14 protein-coding genes and 1 pseudogene are annotated in these 17167 nt (G+C 62.3%); 13 read left to right on the top strand and 2 right to left on the bottom strand.

Annotated features, from left to right (window positions below; all coding sequences use genetic code 11):
• Window positions 1-382 precede the first annotated feature (382 nt).
• From msuE to AC0L2K_RS33795, 10 genes are all read left to right on the top strand, one after another.
• Window positions 383-952, top strand: coding sequence for an FMN reductase (gene msuE, locus AC0L2K_RS33840; protein WP_473533513.1), 570 nt, complete (start codon window positions 383-385; stop codon window positions 950-952).
• A gap of 24 nt (window positions 953-976) precedes the next feature.
• Window positions 977-2077, top strand: a complete 1101-nt coding sequence (gene sfnG / locus AC0L2K_RS33835; protein WP_473533512.1) for a dimethylsulfone monooxygenase SfnG — start codon at window positions 977-979, stop codon at window positions 2075-2077.
• 54 nt (window positions 2078-2131) lie between these two features.
• Window positions 2132-3034, top strand: coding sequence for an ABC transporter ATP-binding protein (locus AC0L2K_RS33830; RefSeq protein ID WP_473533511.1), 903 nt, complete (start codon window positions 2132-2134; stop codon window positions 3032-3034).
• Window positions 3034-3930 carry a branched-chain amino acid ABC transporter permease gene (locus AC0L2K_RS33825; protein ID WP_473533510.1) on the top strand — a complete coding sequence of 299 codons (897 nt, stop codon included), beginning with the start codon at window positions 3034-3036 and terminating at the stop codon, window positions 3928-3930. Before AC0L2K_RS33830 ends, AC0L2K_RS33825 begins: the two co-directional genes overlap by 1 nt.
• 3 nt (window positions 3931-3933) lie before the next feature.
• Complete coding sequence (locus tag AC0L2K_RS33820; protein ID WP_473533509.1) at window positions 3934-4971, top strand: branched-chain amino acid ABC transporter permease; 1038 nt, start codon at window positions 3934-3936, stop codon at window positions 4969-4971.
• 49 nt (window positions 4972-5020) lie between these two features.
• Window positions 5021-6352, top strand: coding sequence for an ABC transporter substrate-binding protein (locus AC0L2K_RS33815; RefSeq protein WP_473533508.1), 1332 nt, complete (start codon window positions 5021-5023; stop codon window positions 6350-6352).
• Window positions 6353-6416: 64 nt separating this feature from the next.
• Window positions 6417-7208 carry an ABC transporter ATP-binding protein gene (locus AC0L2K_RS33810; RefSeq protein ID WP_473533507.1) on the top strand — a complete coding sequence of 264 codons (792 nt, stop codon included), beginning with the start codon at window positions 6417-6419 and terminating at the stop codon, window positions 7206-7208.
• Window positions 7205-8452, top strand: a complete 1248-nt coding sequence (locus AC0L2K_RS33805) for an SfnB family sulfur acquisition oxidoreductase (protein WP_473533506.1) — start codon at window positions 7205-7207, stop codon at window positions 8450-8452. The genes AC0L2K_RS33810 and AC0L2K_RS33805 overlap by 4 nt, the downstream gene beginning before the upstream one ends.
• A 31-nt stretch (window positions 8453-8483) precedes the next feature.
• A complete protein-coding gene (gene ssuD / locus AC0L2K_RS33800; protein ID WP_473533505.1) occupies window positions 8484-9659 on the top strand; it encodes an FMNH2-dependent alkanesulfonate monooxygenase in 1176 nt (391 codons plus the stop codon).
• A complete protein-coding gene (locus tag AC0L2K_RS33795) occupies window positions 9656-11122 on the top strand; it encodes an FAD/NAD(P)-binding protein (RefSeq protein WP_473533504.1) in 1467 nt (488 codons plus the stop codon). The genes ssuD and AC0L2K_RS33795 overlap by 4 nt, the downstream gene beginning before the upstream one ends.
• A 483-nt stretch (window positions 11123-11605) precedes the next feature.
• Here AC0L2K_RS33795 and AC0L2K_RS33790 read toward each other — a convergent pair whose 3' ends face one another.
• Window positions 11606-12664, bottom strand: a complete 1059-nt coding sequence (locus AC0L2K_RS33790) for a class I SAM-dependent methyltransferase (protein ID WP_473533503.1) — start codon at window positions 12662-12664, stop codon at window positions 11606-11608.
• A 1712-nt stretch (window positions 12665-14376) separates the two neighbouring features.
• Here AC0L2K_RS33790 and AC0L2K_RS33785 point away from each other — a divergent pair.
• From AC0L2K_RS33785 to AC0L2K_RS33775, 3 genes are all read left to right on the top strand, one after another.
• Window positions 14377-14568, top strand: coding sequence for a hypothetical protein (locus AC0L2K_RS33785; protein ID WP_473533502.1), 192 nt, complete (start codon window positions 14377-14379; stop codon window positions 14566-14568).
• Between the two features lie 701 nt (window positions 14569-15269).
• Window positions 15270-15710 carry a hypothetical protein gene (locus AC0L2K_RS33780; RefSeq protein ID WP_473533501.1) on the top strand — a complete coding sequence of 147 codons (441 nt, stop codon included), beginning with the start codon at window positions 15270-15272 and terminating at the stop codon, window positions 15708-15710.
• Between the two features lie 465 nt (window positions 15711-16175).
• Window positions 16176-16841 (top strand): methyltransferase family protein, encoded by a 666-nt coding sequence (locus tag AC0L2K_RS33775; RefSeq protein ID WP_473513593.1) that lies wholly within the window; start codon window positions 16176-16178, stop codon window positions 16839-16841.
• Between the two features lie 22 nt (window positions 16842-16863).
• Here the strand turns inward: AC0L2K_RS33775 and AC0L2K_RS33770 are convergent.
• Window positions 16864-17064: pseudogene (locus AC0L2K_RS33770) on the bottom strand (EamA family transporter); the annotation flags it as partial.
• Between the last annotated feature and the right edge of the window lie 103 nt (window positions 17065-17167).

Raw genomic sequence — 17167 nt, 5'->3', positions numbered from 1 at the left:
AGTCTGTCAATGACCGTGGAATCGGGACCCCGCATTTTCGCGCAAAAGGGACCCCGGTGTTGGGGCGGTGAAGGGCAAGCCGATGAGCGCCCGATCAGGCGGAGCTGGTCGGGGTTGCACAGCCTGATCGGGCGCGGCTGATTGGCTTTTCGGCTTTAGCTTTGAGAGCGGCTGACCGCGCCGCCGCTGATCCGGCGTGCGTTTGGCGCCGCATCCCGCTCCTAAACCGTCAACCCCTTTGCCATGCGGCTAACGCGCCGTTTTTCCCACTGACATGAAAACATCAAAATAAAGTACCTTATCTCTACAGATTTTATAGAATATCGTTTGCCCTGATTTGGTGCTGGCCTAGCGCGCATGCAAAGTGTGGGAGATTGATGACTTGGCACGATTATCGGTTCTCGGAATATCGGGCGGCGTAAGCACGCCTTCCCGCACTACGGCGGTGGTGAATGCGCTGGTCAAGGCGGTCGCGTTGCGTGTGCCTGCAGACACCGGTCTGATCGAGATCACGGAGGCAGCACCCTCGCTATTCGCCGGGCTATCGCGCGGCGCACTTGGCGCATCCGGCGAAGCGATCATCCAGCGCGTCGAGAAGGCCGATTTGCTCGTGGTCGGAACGCCTGTTTATAGGGCTTCCTACACCGGCGCCCTCAAACACCTGTTCGATCTCGTTGATTATCGTGCGCTGACGGGCAAGACCGTGCTTCTCGCGGCGACCGGCGGCAGCCCATATCATGGCCTGGTGCTCGAACATCAGCTCCGGCCATTGTTCGGCTTTTTCGGTGCCGTCACCGTCCCGACCGGCGTCTACGGCGCGCCCGACGATTTCATCGATGTCGAAATCGTCGGCGCCGCGATCACCGAGCGCATTTCACGCGCCGCTACTGAAGCGGTTTCCTTGCTCAATTCCAGTCATGCAGACGCTGCCGTCGCCACGCGCGTCGGCTGAGCCAATCAAAGGGGAAACGACGACATGATCTCGCATTCCGACAGCCTCAAATTCGCCTACTGGGTGCCGAATGTCTCCGGCGGACTGGTCATCTCCAATATCGAGCAGCGGACAGGCTGGGATATCGATTACAACCGCAAGCTTGCCCAAATCGCCGAGGCCAACGGCTTCGATTACGCGCTGAGCCAGATCCGCTTCACGGCCGGCTATGGGGCCGACAACCAGCACGAATCGGTGTCGTTCAGCCACGCCTTGCTCGCCGCCACCACAACGCTGAAGGTCATCGCAGCGATCCTGCCCGGCCCGTGGAACCCTGCGCTGGCGGCCAAGCAGATCGCTACCATCAACCACCTGACCAATGGCCGCGTCTCCGTCAATGTGGTGAGCGGCTGGTTCCGTGGCGAGTTCGCCGCGATTGGCGAACTCTGGCTCGACCATGACGAGCGCTATCGCCGGTCAGAAGAATTTATCCGAGCGCTGCGTGGCATCTGGACGGAGGACAGTTTCACTCTGAAGGGGGATTTCTACCGCTTCACCAACTATTCGATGAAGCCCAAGCCGATCGAGCCCTTGCCCGAGATCTTCCAGGGCGGCTCGTCGCGCGCCGCGCGCGACATGGCTTCGCGGGTCTCCGACTGGTATTTCACCAATGGCAACACGCCGGAAGAGATCAAAAAACAGGTCGACGACATCCGCGCCAAGGCGAAGGCCAATGGCCACAAGGTCAAGATCGGCGTCAACGCTTTCGCCATCGCCCGAGACAGCGAGCAGGAAGCACGCGCAGTGCTCGACGAGATCATCGCCAGGGCCAATCCCGAGGCAGTCCAGGGTTTCGCCGACCAGGTTAAGAATGCCGGCAAGGCCTCGCCGGAAGGCGAAGGCAACTGGGCGAAATCCTCTTTCGAGGATCTGGTGCAGTACAATGACGGCTTCCGCAGCAATCTCATCGGCACGCCCGAACAGATCGCCGAACGCATCCTCACGTTGAAGGATGCCGGCGCCGACCTGATCCTGCTCGGCTTCCTGCATTTCCAGGAAGAGGTCGAGTTCTTCGGCAAGCGCGTCATTCCGCTGGTGCGCGAACTGGAAGCGGCTCGCGACAGGGAGCTTGTCGCCGCGGAATAGGTCAGGCGCGGCCCTTGGGCCGCTGCCAGCTCTCCTTCAAATCAGGGACGTTTCATGATTGGTGCTTCGCTGGGAGCCGCCGCATACGAGCGCGCGCCCGAAATTTCCGCCATCCTCGCGGTGACTAACCCCGTCGGCGACAGGCGTCCGGCATGCCTCTCGTCACGGCCGGATGCGGTTCTCGCACTGAGCGGGATCGGCATATCCTTTGGCGGCGTCAAGGCGCTGAGCGACATTGATCTCCAGGTCAAAGGCGGTGAGATCCATGCCGTGATCGGCCCCAACGGCGCCGGCAAGTCGTCGCTGATCAACATGATCAGCGGCCTCTATCACGCCGACCACGGCACGATCGCGATTGACGGCCAGTCCTTCTCACGGGTGCCGGCGAGCCGCCTGGCACGCCTCGGTGTCGCCCGCACCTTCCAGAACCTGGCGCTGTTTTCCGGGCTTTCGGTTCGCGACAACATCGCTTCGGGCCGCGTCCACACCAGACGCGCCAACTTCGTCGAGCATATTGCCGGTCTGCCACGCGCCCGGCTTGAAGATGCGGGAATCGCCGAAAAGGTCGATCAGACAATCGCGTTCCTGCATCTTGAGGCCGTTGCCGATCGTCTGGTCGCGACGCTCCCCTACGGCCTGCAGAAGCGGGTCGAGCTGGCACGAGCGCTGGTCGCCGAGCCCAAGATCCTGCTGCTTGACGAGCCGATGGCCGGCATGACGGCGACAGAGAAGGCCGAGATGGCCGGGTTTGTGCGCGCCGCGCGCGACCGACACGGCGTCACCATCATCCTGATCGAGCACGATATCGGCGTGGTCATGGGGCTCTCCGACCGGGTCGCCGTGCTCGACTACGGCCGCAAGATCGCAGACGGGACGCCAGCCGAGGTCAGGGCCGATCCGGCAGTGATCCGGGCCTATATCGGCACCGCCGAGGGCGGGAATGGCGAGGACATCTAATGAGCTACCATGATTTCCTCTTCGTCATCGAAGTGCTGGTCGGCGGCCTGCTCTCTGGCGTCATGTATTCGCTTGTCGCCATCGGTTTCGTGCTGATCTACAAGACGTCGGGCGTGCTGAACTTCGCGCAGGGGTCGATGGTGCTGTTCGCAGCGCTCACCTTTGTCAGCCTCGTCGAACGCGGCATCCCCTTCGCGCTTTCGCTGCTCATCACCTTCGCGGTCATGGTCGCGCTGGGCTTCACCATCGAGCGGACTGTGCTCAGTCCGCTGGTCAATCGCTCGCCGATGACGCTGTTCATGGCTACGCTTGGGCTGTCCTACATCATTGAGGGCGCTGCTCAGCTGATGTGGGGCACGCAGGTGCACGGGCTCGATCTCGGCATAGACGACACGCCCTTTGAAGTCGGCGGAATCCTGATCTCGTCGTTTGACGTTCTCGCCGCGGGCATTGCCGCGGCGATGGTGGCGGGCTTGAGCGCATTTTTCTATTGGACCCGGATCGGGCTGGCGTTTCGCGCCGTCGCCGACGACCAGTTTGCGGCGCTCGCCGTCGGGCTGCGGCTGCCCCGGATATGGGGAACGGTGTGGACGGCCGCGGGGTTCGTGGCGCTGGTCGCGGGGCTGCTGTGGGGCGCTCGTCTCGGTGTCCAGTTCTCTCTGTCGCTGATCGTTTTGAAGGCGCTGCCGGTGCTGGTGCTTGGCGGCTTCGATTCCATTCTCGGCGCCATTGTCGGCGGCCTCATCATCGGCGCCAGCGAAAAGCTCGCAGAGGTCTATCTCGGTGCCTTCGTCGGCGGCGGCATCGAAGGCTGGTTCGCCTATGCGCTGGCGCTGGTGGTCCTGCTGGTGCGCCCCTCCGGCCTGTTCGGCCAGAAAACCGTCGAAAGGGTCTGACCGATGGCCGTGCAAGCGCTCGATGCCGCAAGGCTTCCAATCGACTGGCAGAGATTAGCTCTGCCGGCCGTGCTGGTCGTCGTCGCCTACGGCCTGATCCCCGCCTATGCGTCGAGCTATCTCGTCGAGGCAATCCTGCTGCCTTTTCTGGCGCTCAGCCTGGCGGCGGTCGGCCTCAACCTTTTGACCGGCTACTGCGGCCAGCTTTCGCTCGGCTCTTCCGCCTTCATGGCGGTCGGCGCTTTCGCCGCCTACAATTTCAACCTGCGGGTCGAAGGACTGCCACTGGCGGCGACCATGATCCTGGCCGGGATTTCGGCCGCCGGCATCGGGGTCGTGTTCGGCTTGCCGAGCCTGCGGCTGCGCGGATTCTATCTCGCTGTCTCCACGCTCGCCGCCCAGTTCTTCGTGCAATGGGCGCTGACCAAATTCGGCTGGTTTTCCAACGACAACCCGTCCGGTGTGATTTCGGCGCCGCATCTCACCGTCGCCGGATTTTCGCTCGACGGCGCCACCGGCCGCTACCTGCTTTCGGTCACTACGGTCATCGTGCTGACCGCCGTCGTCTGGCGTCTCGTCAACAGCGCGACCGGCCGCAACTTTATTGCCGTGCGTGACAACGAAACCGCGGCGCGCGTCATCGGCGTGCCGGTGCTGCGAACCAAGCTGCTGGCCTTCGCCATCTCGTCCTTCATTATCGGGGTCGCCGGCGTCTTATGGGCCTTCACCTATCTGCGCACCGTCGAGCCGGCCGGCTTCAACCTCGACCGCTCGTTCCAGATTCTGTTCATCATCATCATCGGCGGGCTGGCTTCGATACGCGGCGCGTTTCTGGGGGCGGCCTTCATCGTCGTCTTCCCGCTTCTTCTGTCCCGCATCGGCGGCTTCGCGTTTGGCGGCCTGCTCGATTCGGGCGTGCTCGACATGAGCCAGCGCATCGTGCTCGGCGCCCTCATCATCATCTTCCTCATCGCGGAACCGAACGGGCTGTCGGCCCTCTTCGATGAACTGAAACGACGGATCGGCTCAAGGTCCAGCTGAGCGCCGCTCGAAATCCTCTCACGGACCCACACTTCAGGAGACGCAACTCATGACCTTCTTCAGTCACCTACGGAAGGCGGCGATCGCCACGGCTTTCGTGCTCGGCGCGACGGCTGTCCACGCCGACGAACAGTATTTCCCCCTGCAGAGCTATCGCGTCGGCCCCTATGCCGCCGGCGGCACCGGCTTCTTCGGCGGCTTCATCGACTACCTCAACCTGATCAACATCCGTGACGGTGGCGTCAACGGCGTCAAGCTGACCTGGAGCGAAGGCGAGACGCAGTATGAGGTCGAGAAGGGCGTCGAGGTCTATGAACGATTGAAGAGCAATCCGGGTATCGCCGGCTGGAACCCGCTTTCGGTCGGCATCGCCTACGCCATGATCGACCGCATCACTGACGACAAGGTGCCGCTGATCACCATCAACCACGGCCGCACCGACACCACGGACGGGCGCGTGTTCCCTTACGTCTTCCCGCTGCTGCTCAATCCCTACAGCGAGACTTCCGGCATCGTGAACTACATCGCTTCCAAGGAAGGCAGCCTGGACAAGCTCAAGGGCAAGAAGATCGTGGTGCTCTATCACGGCTCGCCCTACGGCAAGGAGACGATCCCGATCTACGAGCTGCTGGCGCAGAAATACGGCTTCGAACTGTCGCAGATCGAGGTTCCGCATCCGGGCAACGAGCAGCAGGCACAATGGCTGACGATCCGCCGCGAGCATCCGGATTACGTCGTGCTGCGCGGTTGGGGCGTGATGAACCCCGTAGCGTTGAAGACTGCGCAGAAGACCGGGTTCCCGGCCGATCACATTGTCGGCAATGTCTGGTCGAATTCCGAAGAGGACGTGATCCCCGCCGGCGACGCCGCCAAGGGTTACACGGCAATCACCACCCAGGCATCGGGCGAGCAATATCCGGTGGTCCAGGAGATCGTGAAAACGGTCTACGGCGACGGCAAGGGCAATCTCGAGGACAAGAGCCGCATCGGCTCGGTCTACCACAATCTCGGCATCGTCAACGGCATCCTCAATGTCGAGGCGGTCCGCATAGCACAGGCCAAGTTCGGCACCCGCACGCTGACCGGCGACGAAGTGCGCTGGGGCTTCGAGCATCTCAAGCTCGATCCGGCGCGTGTCGAGGCGCTCGGCGCCAAGGACCTGTTCCACTCGATCAATGTCTCCTGGGACAATCACGAGGGTGACGGCTACGTGACCTTCCAGCAGTGGGACGGCAAGAAGTGGAACGTCGCGTCCGACTGGATCGCGCCCGACTGGAAGCTTCTGCGCCCGATCATCGAGAAGTCGTCCGAGGCATACGCCAAGGAGAAGGGCATCAAGATCCGCACGGCCGAAGACGCCGAAGCGGTGGTCAGCAACTGAATTCAGCATCTCGCGACCGGCCCATGGGCCGGCCGCGCCATCCAGGCGCCAAGCGGAGTTATCGATGTCCACCCCGGAAAACCCGATACTGTCGGTCCGTAGCGTCGAGGCCGTCTACAATGGCGCCATTGCCGCCCTGCATGGCGTCGACCTGACGGTCGGCAAAGGTCAGATCGTCGCGTTGCTCGGCTCCAACGGCGCCGGCAAGACGACGCTGCTGCGCGCAGTGTCCAATCTCCTCCCGGCCGAGCGCGGCACCGTTACCGCCGGTCGGATCACCTTCGATGGCGAGTATGTTTCAAGGACAAGCCCCTCGCAGCTCGTCCGCAGCGGCCTCGTCCAGGTCCTCGAGGGCCGGCATTGCTTCCGCTCGCTGACCGTTGAAGAGAACCTCCTGACCGGCGCGCTCGGACGCTCGTCCTCTCGCACGGGCGTCAAGGCCGACCTCGATCGTGTCTATTCACTTTTCCCAAGGCTCGCCGAGAAGCGGCGAACCCGGTCCGGCCTCACTTCCGGGGGCGAGCAGCAGATGACGGCAATTGGCCGGGGTCTGATGTCGCGACCGAAACTCTTTGTTCTGGACGAGCCGTCGATGGGGCTCGCGCCGCTGATCGTCGACGAGATCTTCAGCGCCCTGAAACGGCTAAACCGCGACGAAGGCCTTTCGATCCTGGTTGCCGAACAGAATTCGGCGGTCGCGCTGAAATACGCCGACCGCGCCACCGTGCTCGAGAACGGCGTCAGCGTCCTCGAAGGATCGGCTGCCGACCTGCGCCAGCGCACTGACATCAAGACCTACTATCTTGGCGGCTCGCCGCTTCCATCCGACCATTTCCCCAAGGAGACCGCAGCATGACCATCCAATCGAAGCAGCCGTCCGATATCCGCAGCGCCGTGCCACCGGTCGAGCGTCCGTCAGCTAAGGCGCATGTTATCAGGACCGACGCCGAGGCGATCGCTGTCGCCGAAAAACTGGCCGCGGAATTTGCCAAGGATGCCTCCAAGCGGGACCGTGAACGCCTCTGGCCGAAGCGAGAGCTCGATGCGTTTTCGCAGAGCGGCCTGTGGTCGATCAACGTGCCGAAAGCCTATGGCGGGCCGGAGCTCTCCTATATGACGCTGTCGAAAGTGATCACCATCATCTCCGCGGCCGATCCGTCGCTGGGCCAGATTCCGCAGAACCATCTTGGCGTCGTCGCCGCAATCCGCACCGTCTCCGACGAGGCGCAGCAGAAGCTGCTTTTCGCCGAGGTTCTGTCCGGCACGCGCTTCGGCAACGCGTTCTCCGAGTTCGGCTCCAAGCGCGCGGCCGACTTCGAGACCAAGTTCGTCGATGCCGGCGACCATGTCGTCGTCAACGGCCAGAAATTCTATTCGAGCGGTGCTCTGCTTGCCCATCTGGTGCCGATCGTAGCGCTCGATGACGAGGGGCGCGCCTGGTATGCAATCGCCGATCGCGGCGCGCCCGGACTCACGGTCATTGACGACTGGTCGAGCTTCGGCCAGAAGACCACGTTGTCCGGCACGGTCCTTCTCGACAACGTGAAAGTGCCGAAGACGCATCTCGTTCCCGGCTACAAAGGCTATGACAGGCCGACGGCCGACGGTGCCATCTTCCAGATCATCCAGGCCGCAGTCGATCTTGGCATCGCGAAGGCGGCGATCGACGAGACTGTCAGCTTCGTGCGCACGAACTCGCGCGCCTGGATAGACAGCGGCGTCGATCATGCCTGGCAGGATCCTTATACGATCCAGGCGATTGGCGACCTTCGCCTGCGTGCCAATGCGGCTGAGGCGGTTCTGGAAAGGGCGGGGCTTGCGGTCGATCGCGCAGTCGTCGACCCGAACGAGAAGACGGTTGTAGAAGCGCAGATTGCTGTGGCGGAATCCAAGATCCTCACCACCGAGATCGCCATCAGCGCCACCAACAGACTGTTCGAGCTCGCCGGCACACGCTCGACGCTCGCCGAGCACAATCTCGACCGACACTGGCGCAACGCCCGCACCCACACGCTGCACGATCCGGTGCGCTGGAAATACGCGATCTTGGGCAACTACTACCTCAACGATGTCAATCCGCCTCTCCATGCCTGGAGCTGAGCAAGGCGCGCCAGGTCACAGAGGACGATTCATGAGCATTGCCACTCCCGACAGGGTCAAGGTCCTGTGGTTTCTTCCGACCCATGGCGACAGCCGCTATCTCGGCACCTCCGAGGGGGGCAGGGCGGTCGATCTGCCCTATCTCACCCAAGTCGCCAAGGCGGCCGATGCCATCGGCTACTATGGCGCGCTGCTGCCGACCGGACGCAGTTGCGAGGACAGCTGGGTCGTGGCGTCGGCACTGGCGCCGCTGACCCAGCGGCTTCGCTTCCTTGTCGCCGTCCGGCCGGGCCTGCAATCGCCGACGCTAGCCGCCCGCATGACCTCGACGCTCGACCGCATTTCCGGCGGACGACTGCTGATCAATGTGGTTACCGGCGGGGACCCGGTCGAGAACAAGGGCGACGGCATTTTCCTCAGCCATGACGAGCGCTATGAGGTGACGCGGGAATTCCTCGACATCTACAAGGCCGTGCTGCGTGGCGAGACCGTCGCTTTCGCAGGCAAGCATTTCCGCATCGAGGACGGCCGGCTGCTGTTTCCGCCCGTGCAGACGCCACATCCGCCGCTCTATTTCGGCGGCTCGTCAGAGGCGGCCAACGCGGTCGCCGCCGAGCAGATCGACAAGTATCTGACCTGGGGCGAACCGCCCGCAGACGTTGCAGCCAAGGTCGATCATGTGCGCGGTCTTGCTGAAAAAGCCGGGCGCCACGTGACCTTCGGCATCAGGCTGCATGTCATCGTCCGCGAAACCGATGACGAAGCCTGGGCCGATGCCGACCGCCTGATCAGCCGCCTGGACGACAAGACGATAGCCGAGGCGCAGAAGGTTTTCGCGCGCATGGATTCTATCGGCCAGTCGCGCATGAGCCGGCTGCACGGCGGCCATCGCGACAAGCTCGAAATCAGTCCGAACCTGTGGGCCGGCGTCGGCCTGGTTCGCGGCGGCGCCGGCACCGCCCTGGTCGGCGATGCGGCCACGGTGGCGGAACGGATCGACGAATACCGGCGTATCGGCATCGATACCTTCATCCTCTCCGGTTATCCGCATCTGGAGGAAGCCTATCGTTTTGGCGAACTGGTGCTACCGCTATTGCCGCTTGATCATGAAATCTCGACACGGGCAACGGCCGTGAACATGGGGCCTTTTGGGGAAACGGTGGCCGGCGACCATCGACCGTCGGCACTGCGCGCGAGTCAATCTTGAGCGCTAGAGAATCGGGCAGAGGGCCTGTCGTAGTCATCATCGGCGGCGGCTTCTCCGGTGCGGCGACTGCGTTTCATCTTGCACGGCTTCTGCCCGCCGGAGCTGCCGATATCGTGGTCGTCGAGCCCCGAGAGGGGCTCGGCTATGGCCTGGCCTATTCGACGCCGGATCCTTCACACCGCATCAATGTGCCGGCGTCGAGGATGACGCTGATCTCCGGCCAGGACAGCCACTTTGCCGACTGGCTGGAGCAAACTGGCGCCACTGCGGACGACCCCGAGGCCATTGCCGCCAATGGAGCGCTCTACCCGCAGCGTCGCGTTTTCGGGCGCTACGTGCAATCCCATCTTCAGCCCTTTCTGTTCGGCAAAACGATCCGCCATGTCAGATCCGCGGTCGCGTCAGCCGAACTCAGGGGCGAGGGCTACCACCTGATCCTCGCTGATGGAGGAACGCTCGCAGCGGACGCCCTGGTGATTGCGACGACGCATCCGCCACCGACCTTGCCATTGCCCCTGCAGTCCGTGGCTGGTGCAGCCGGGCTGGTAGCCAATCCCTATGATCTCGAAAGGCTGGAAGCGATAGGACGCTATGACCATGTGCTTGTCGTCGGCACTGGACTGACGTCGGCGGATGTCATCGCAACGCTCGACCGCAATGGCCATCGCGGTCGCATCACAGCACTTTCGCGCCATGGCTACCGGTCGCGAGGCCATGCGGCTACGCATGCCGATCCGATCGGCGACTTCACCGGCCTGCCTTCACGCAGCGCCACCGTGCTGCTCAGGCGTATCCGATCGACCATCGCAACCGCCGCGCAGCAGGGCGAAGGCTGGCACCCGGTGCTCGACGCAGTCCGGCGACAAGGGCAAATCATCTGGCAGGCCCTGCCGCTCGCTGAGCAACGCCGCGTCGTGCGCCATTTGCGCGCGCTGTGGGATGTGCATCGCTTCCGCATAGCGCCGCAGGTCGCAGTCGTGCTCGATCGCCGGCTTGCTGAAGGCACGCTCGCCTATCGCGCTGCATCGATGACTGGCGCCGAGCGGGTCCACGGGCGCGTTGGTGTCACGCTGCGGCCAAGGCGCCAACACACCCAGACGATCGAGACGTTCGACAGAGTGATCGTCACAACCGGGCCGGCGCATGCCGATATTTTCCGGACCAACGCGGCAATAGCCGCTCTCGGGCGAATGGGACTGGTCCGGCTAGACCCGATTGGTCTTGGCTTGGCGACCGACAGCCAAGGCCGTGCGGTCGGGACATCCGGCCGACCGTCCGACAGCATTTTCGTCAGCGGGCCTCTGGCGCGCGGCAGCGTCGGTGAATTGATGGGAATTCCCGAGGTCACCGCGCACGCCGAGCGCATCGCCGATGAAATTCACCAATGGCTAGGATACAGACTGCGTTGCCTCGCAAGGCGTCGTGAAGCTGCAGACACGATGAGCCTGTTCAGATGGCAGTGACGGAACGCATTGCGAAGATGGAAAGCGCTTTCGAGTTGATAAATAGGCCACTGGTCGCGTGGCGCTCCTGGCGCTGTTGGGTTTCTCGCGGATAGGACTTGACGTTGCGAGGTCTGGGGCGGGTCCGTTTGACACTCCCGTCCAGATCCGCTCGACCTCCGAGGTGCCGATCTCCTTCCCAGACTTCGTATCGGCCGCCTGCTTGGCGGCAACCGCAATGATGACGACGACCAGAGACGATCAGCCCATCGCGGCGGGTCGAGAAAGCACTGGGCGGGAAGACGCCTACATCGAGGCCGCCCGCCTTGTGACCGCAGCAAGGGAAAGAATCTGCCGCCGGACATCGACGTCAGTGGTTTAGAGAAGACGGCTCGGCAGCGAGCTCTGCGTAAACCCAGACGCCTTGAAAATTTGCCGATACACGTGCGTCCGGATTTTGGCGGTGATCTTCACGATGAGCTACAATTTCTAGCGACGGCCGCGCTAGGGGCGAGCCTCCAGCACCATGTTGAACGGCGTCTCCGCGGCGCGACGGAATCGCTTGAAGCCGCCGGCGGTCACCACCTTGCGCAACCTCGCCTCGCCGGCCTGGGCGCCAAGCCCAAGTCCGACTTCCTGCGACAGCGAAGCGGGCGTGCACACGAATGTGGAAGCGGCATAATAGACGCGTCCGACGGAATTGAGGTTCGCCGCTAGATGGTCATGCGCCAACGGCTCGACGATCATCCAGGTGCCATTCGGCTTGAGCGACCCGCGGACATGGGCGGCGGCGCCCTCTGGATCGCCCATGTCGTGAAGGCAATCAAAGAAAGCGACGAGGTCATAAGTGCCGGGATAGGTCTTGGCGGCCGCGACCTCGAAGCGCGTGTTGGCGCCGACGCCGGCTTCCTCGGCCGCCTTTCGGGCACGCTCGATCGAAGCGGAGTGATAATCGAAGCCGACGAAGCGCGAATTGGGGAAAGCACGCGCCATGAGCACGGTCGATGCGCCGTGACCGCATCCGACATCCCCGACCTCCGCGCCGCGTTCGAGCTTCTCGACTACGCCCTCCAGCGCCGGCAGCCAGGAGTCGATCAGGTTGGCATTATAGCCTGGACGGAAGAACCGCTCCGTACCGCGAAACAGACACGCGCTATGATCGTGCCATGCAACGCCCTTGCCGGACTGAAATGCCTGCCTCACCTTTTCTTCATCGAGCCACAGCGCGGACAGGAACTCGAATGCGCCAGCCATGAAGGCCGAGCTATCTTCATCGGCGAACACCGACTCCTGCTCGGCGTTGAGATAGAACTCGTCGTTGGCTTCATCGTAGTCGACGTAGCCCGCCGCTGCCTGCCCGGAAAGCCATTCCCTTACAAGGCGTTCCTGGGTGCCGGTCCGTGCCGAAAGTTCGGCGGCCGTCAACTTGCCGCCTTCGCGCAATGCCTTGAACAGGCCGAGCCTGTCCCCCAGCACGACTCCCGCGCCCGTAGCAATCGCGCCGAGATCGCCGACCAATTTCCCCAAGAAGGCGTCCAACTTTTCCTGACTCGCTTCAGACATCCGAATCTCCTTGTGGGCGCGATGTTGCCGACCTTGCACCCCACCCTATGGGCGACGATCGGCGCAGGTGTTCGGGGATGACGACCACCTCCATGCCGTCGTCGAGCAGGAAATCCGTTACTTTTCCTCGTCGGTAACGGGCGGAGCCGGAGCGGTCGAAGGGCAAGCGCGGTCGCAGCAGGTATCCTGGGCAGCCCGTCAGACATCGATGGCTCCGGTTGTGGTGACGGGCGATAAGCAAGTTCGCGGCGACGTGATTGTTCCGCGGCGGCTATATGTTTCGGTGAGGTGATCATGCGTCTTCTTGTTGGTCGGTCGTGCTTGCGGATGACGTGCATGTACTGTGCCAAACGAGGAAACGATTTAAACGCAATCCAGTAGATCTGACTTTGTATCCGACATTGTCGGAAATTGGACACCGCCGAAGGCGAAGCGCTCGGGGCTTGTGACGATACTTGCGCGTGCTCCTTCGGAGGAGGATATGATGCGCCTCGAACCGGCCGCGAGGCCTTCCTGCCCTTTAAGGCGCCAGATCAATTGAGCGCCCATACCAGTCAGCCGTCCCGTCGCTTAGTCCAACACGTTTTTAGCTTAGCGTCGCGGTCCAGCTCACCGCGCTCTCGCCATCCACCTTCTGCGCGACCCCAGCTAAACACGCTCTGCGATGATTAAGATACCAACCTGGTCCCGGCCGGCCTTGCTTGCCCGCGAAACTTGAGGCGTTCGTCGATCGGATAGAGGCTTCGATTCAGGAGACCTGCTTCGTGATGCGGCCATGATAGGCCGGTCCCTCACCGGCCGCGCGCTCGGAAGAGATCGTCAGCATGCCTCGCGGCTTCATGAAGAGGGCAGCGGCGACTACCGGCGAGATAATATGGCCGGTCGCCGGAGCCCGTATCGGGACAGCATCGCCGGCTGGTTGGTGGCGTATGATCGGAGGGCGACCGATGTCCCTGACCTTTCGACGCGGCTCCAGCTTTGCGAGCAGTCGCTCGAGATTCCGAGAAACTACCCGTGTAGCCGCGCTGTTTGATACCGTGGAACAGCTGCTCCAGCACTGGCTGAGAAACGCCTCGAAATGTAAGGTGACATCGTGTTCAACGCCGTCCTGCGTCAGTCGGGTGGCGTGTCGAAAGTCAGCCATTTAGCGATGCTGCGCCAACCATAGCCGGTATGACCGGCGTCGGCACGGGACAAGCCCATCCTTCCGGAGGGCATGAACATTTCGAACACCATCTGCCGCGATTGTCGATGAGCGTGGCGCACCTGGCGCCTGTGCCTTACCTCAATATGCGGACCATCCTGAAATCAGATTGACTTGCGGGCTCCCGATGTCGGGCGAATTGAGAAACTGCACCCTATTGCCTCATCGACGAATGTTACCAAACGATTTGGCTGGTGGAAGAGCCGGCATCGTCCAGTCGCCAGGGCCGACCTGCCGCCAGGCTTTTACCGCCATCTGCACCGTCCGCAGGCTTTTGTTCTGATCGACCGCGCATGAAAACGTGCGAACTTTCACCGTGGCGCACCACGAAACGCTATTGCAGAGCCAACCGAGCGCGGCCGGCGACGTCAGCAAGGGGCTCTCGCAAGCCGGCGTTTTGATTATCCCAGATTATCCGCGATTTAAATCAAATTCGTCTGTGGATATTGACGATTGCGCGACCCTCACCTCGTAGATGGCCAGCGCGGGCGGCAACTGAGAGGGTCATATGACAAGCGATTTTTCCGCCGCGCGAGTGCATCTAGATCGAGCGTATCATTACCTGCGAGGCGATGACCCGATGAGCCGGAGGGGGCGCGAAGCCTTGGATCTGCTAATTGAGGCAGTTGCCGTCGAGGAGTTCAAGCAGCCGCGCCAAAACGCGGAGGTGCTAATGTTTCCGATTAAGCGCCGCTTCTGAGGCGATCTCCATTGTGGCAACCCATCAACATGGTGTGCAAACACCCTCAGAACACTGCCCGTCCGGCTGGAGCCGAGCCTGTCCTCACAACCATCCGAATTGAGCTGCCGTTAGTGTAGGTTCCATCATCGATGTCGGCGGCAGCTATTCCGGAATGGCCGCCGCCCTGCAGTTCCGCCGCGCCGGCGCCAGGTTCCAGTGATCGACGCCGGGCTGCGGCGGACGCTTTTTGCCAGTCATTCGCCTGCTTCCTGCCCCAGGACGACGTCGATCCGGCCAAAATCGCGAACGGTCGCCTGAGCAGCTTTCGCGCTGCGAGACGCTCGCCTGGTACGACGGAACGGCCGAACGGGTGAGGGGAGCCGCGACTCTTTCGGCTTCCGACTCGCCGACGGGCCTCGGCGGAGGGCCGTTGTAATGGACGCCCATGTTTGCCCGCTGCAAAGGCCGCAGAGAACTCTGCCCTGGAGCAGGCGGATCCTTCGCGGACTGTCCCGGCGCGGCGCTGCATTCCATAAGCTTGTTCGTTGGTGGCGACACGCTCCGGGTTGGCCTTGAAGCGCTCCCAGTCGATATAACCCGGATGCAGGTCGGCATCCGCCACTCGGCCATATTATTCACCTTGATCTGCGAGAGGCCGCCGCCCGGCCGGGGACGACCACGCGTTCGACCGTAGAAGAAGGCGCCGGCATATCTCGGTTATGCAGGACCCGGATGCGGCCGTGCTGTGGCGGCGCCCACATGCGTTCGCTGCGGTTCCTGCGCAGTCGTCGCGGGAACAGGATGCCGTTGTCGAGTGTCACCTGCCGCTGACGAGCCTCTCGCCGCTCGGTGTCACCCAGCACTCCCAGCGACAGCGCATCACCCCGGCCGACAAAACCAGATCGCGCACAAGGATCGTCTTGTATCCCTTGAAGCGTGAGTCCGCAGGAGCGCTCTCCGCAACCGTCACCTCGCGGCTCACGCGACCGGCCGTCGCGCTTGGCGCCGCGACGGCGTCGCTTCCCCTCCGGCTGCGTTGCCCATTCCGACGGCTTGGCCGGCTTGTCCGGAGGGCGATCCTTGAGGGTCTGGATCTCGGCGCGCAGCGCCTGGTTCTGGATCTCAAGGCTCTCGACTCGGCCTTGAAGACCGCGCACTAAGCCGATCAGCGCAGCGAACGGCCCGCGGAGCTGAGCAAGCGACAGGCCTTCAAGCGGATTAGTCGGTGGTGGCGTCCGCAAATGGTGAATCACGAACGCGCTCGCCGCAAACCCCCTCCGCCAAATCTGATCCGGTTACGGCTCTCGAGGTGACCCAGAGAGCTGGAAGAAGCCTCTGCGAGACTACAAGTGTAACACCATATTGGTTTAGCAGATCAAGCTTCGGTGGTAACCTACGTGGGGTAGAGAAACGACTTTGGAAGCTGAGCAACGGATCGCGATAGCAAACGGACACGTGCAGCTGGAAGTTCATCCCGCGACTGGAGGAGCGCTGGCCGAGGAACCCCGTAACCACCTTGAACTTCCAGACGGGCCATTGACCAATGTTGCAGAACGGTTAGTAACCGCTAACCCGCGCGATACAGCACGCGATCTTGAGAGCTTCAAACCTGCGGAGAGGACTGCTTGGCGCGAGTCCCCGAAAAAGCCTTTGTCGAAGGAACCATGATGTCCGCTTCCATTGCCCCGCAACCATTTAATCAGCGGAAGAGACTTTTGGTCGTCCAGGCCCTGAGCATAGCGGCGATTGGGTCGCTGCTATTCTCTCGCCCCGGTTGGGATGAAGCATCTAGCCTTCACGAGGTCGTCGAGATGATCGGTTTTGTTCTGATCCTCGTCTGCATATTCGGGAGGTTGTGGAGCATCCTCTATGTCGGGGGGCGGAAGAACAGCGAGTTGGCAGTCAGCGGGCCGTACTCGATCACCCGCAATCCCCTATATCTGTTTTCGACGATCGGAGCATTCGGCATCGGCCTCATGTTCGGATCGCTCATCGTTGCATCCGCTCTGGGGGGGTGCACCTATGCGGTTTTCGGAATGACTGCCCGAAAGGAAGAGACGTTTCTTCGTGACAAATTTGGTCCGGAGTTCGAAGCATATGTGGCAAGGACGCCGCGGTTCTGGCCCAAGCCGTGGCTGCATCAGGACAAGCATCAGCACACGTTCTCCACAAACGCATTAAGAAGCACATTCTTCGATGCCCTCTATTTTCTGGCGATCTTTCCAGCCATCGAAGGCATCGAATACCTCCAGGTAGCTGGCTACCTGCCCACCTTTTTTTGGCTGTTCTGATCCTAAAGACGGAGCAATAAGCTTTGTAGCGTACCAGAACCGCGCCTGTTGCGATCAAGGCAACCCCTGCCCAGTTCGACGACGATGTTCCTTGAGGAATGTCACTCCGAACACCGCCACCAGCACGAGGCTCAGTTTGTCGACAGGGGCAACGCGTGCTGCGCCTCCCAAAGTGGAGCGCGCGAAAGTAGCAGATCCACGATGCACCTGTCGCCACCCCGGATTGTCCTGCGTCACGTAATCCTCCAGGCACTCGGGAAGCAGTGCCGCTTGCCGGCGATCCTCGCCCTCGACAAACCGCTTTAGCCCGACTCACCTCGCTGATC

The sequence above is a fragment of the Mesorhizobium sp. WSM4817 genome (assembly GCF_055811135.1).
This window is presented reverse-complemented; position numbering and strand designations above follow the sequence as displayed.

Coding starts and splice junctions, on each gene's coding strand:
- ssuD (WP_473533505.1), top strand. CDS start 8,484: ATGAGCATTGCCACTCCCGACAGGGTCAAGGTCCTGTGGTTTCTTCCG.
- sfnG (WP_473533512.1), top strand. CDS start 977: ATGATCTCGCATTCCGACAGCCTCAAATTCGCCTACTGGGTGCCGAAT.
- AC0L2K_RS33830 (WP_473533511.1), top strand. CDS start 2,132: ATGATTGGTGCTTCGCTGGGAGCCGCCGCATACGAGCGCGCGCCCGAA.
- AC0L2K_RS33815 (WP_473533508.1), top strand. CDS start 5,021: ATGACCTTCTTCAGTCACCTACGGAAGGCGGCGATCGCCACGGCTTTC.
- AC0L2K_RS33780 (WP_473533501.1), top strand. CDS start 15,270: ATGCAGGACCCGGATGCGGCCGTGCTGTGGCGGCGCCCACATGCGTTC.
- AC0L2K_RS33805 (WP_473533506.1), top strand. CDS start 7,205: ATGACCATCCAATCGAAGCAGCCGTCCGATATCCGCAGCGCCGTGCCA.
- AC0L2K_RS33790 (WP_473533503.1), bottom strand. CDS start 12,664: ATGTCTGAAGCGAGTCAGGAAAAGTTGGACGCCTTCTTGGGGAAATTG.
- AC0L2K_RS33785 (WP_473533502.1), top strand. CDS start 14,377: ATGACAAGCGATTTTTCCGCCGCGCGAGTGCATCTAGATCGAGCGTAT.
- AC0L2K_RS33825 (WP_473533510.1), top strand. CDS start 3,034: ATGAGCTACCATGATTTCCTCTTCGTCATCGAAGTGCTGGTCGGCGGC.
- AC0L2K_RS33810 (WP_473533507.1), top strand. CDS start 6,417: ATGTCCACCCCGGAAAACCCGATACTGTCGGTCCGTAGCGTCGAGGCC.
- AC0L2K_RS33820 (WP_473533509.1), top strand. CDS start 3,934: ATGGCCGTGCAAGCGCTCGATGCCGCAAGGCTTCCAATCGACTGGCAG.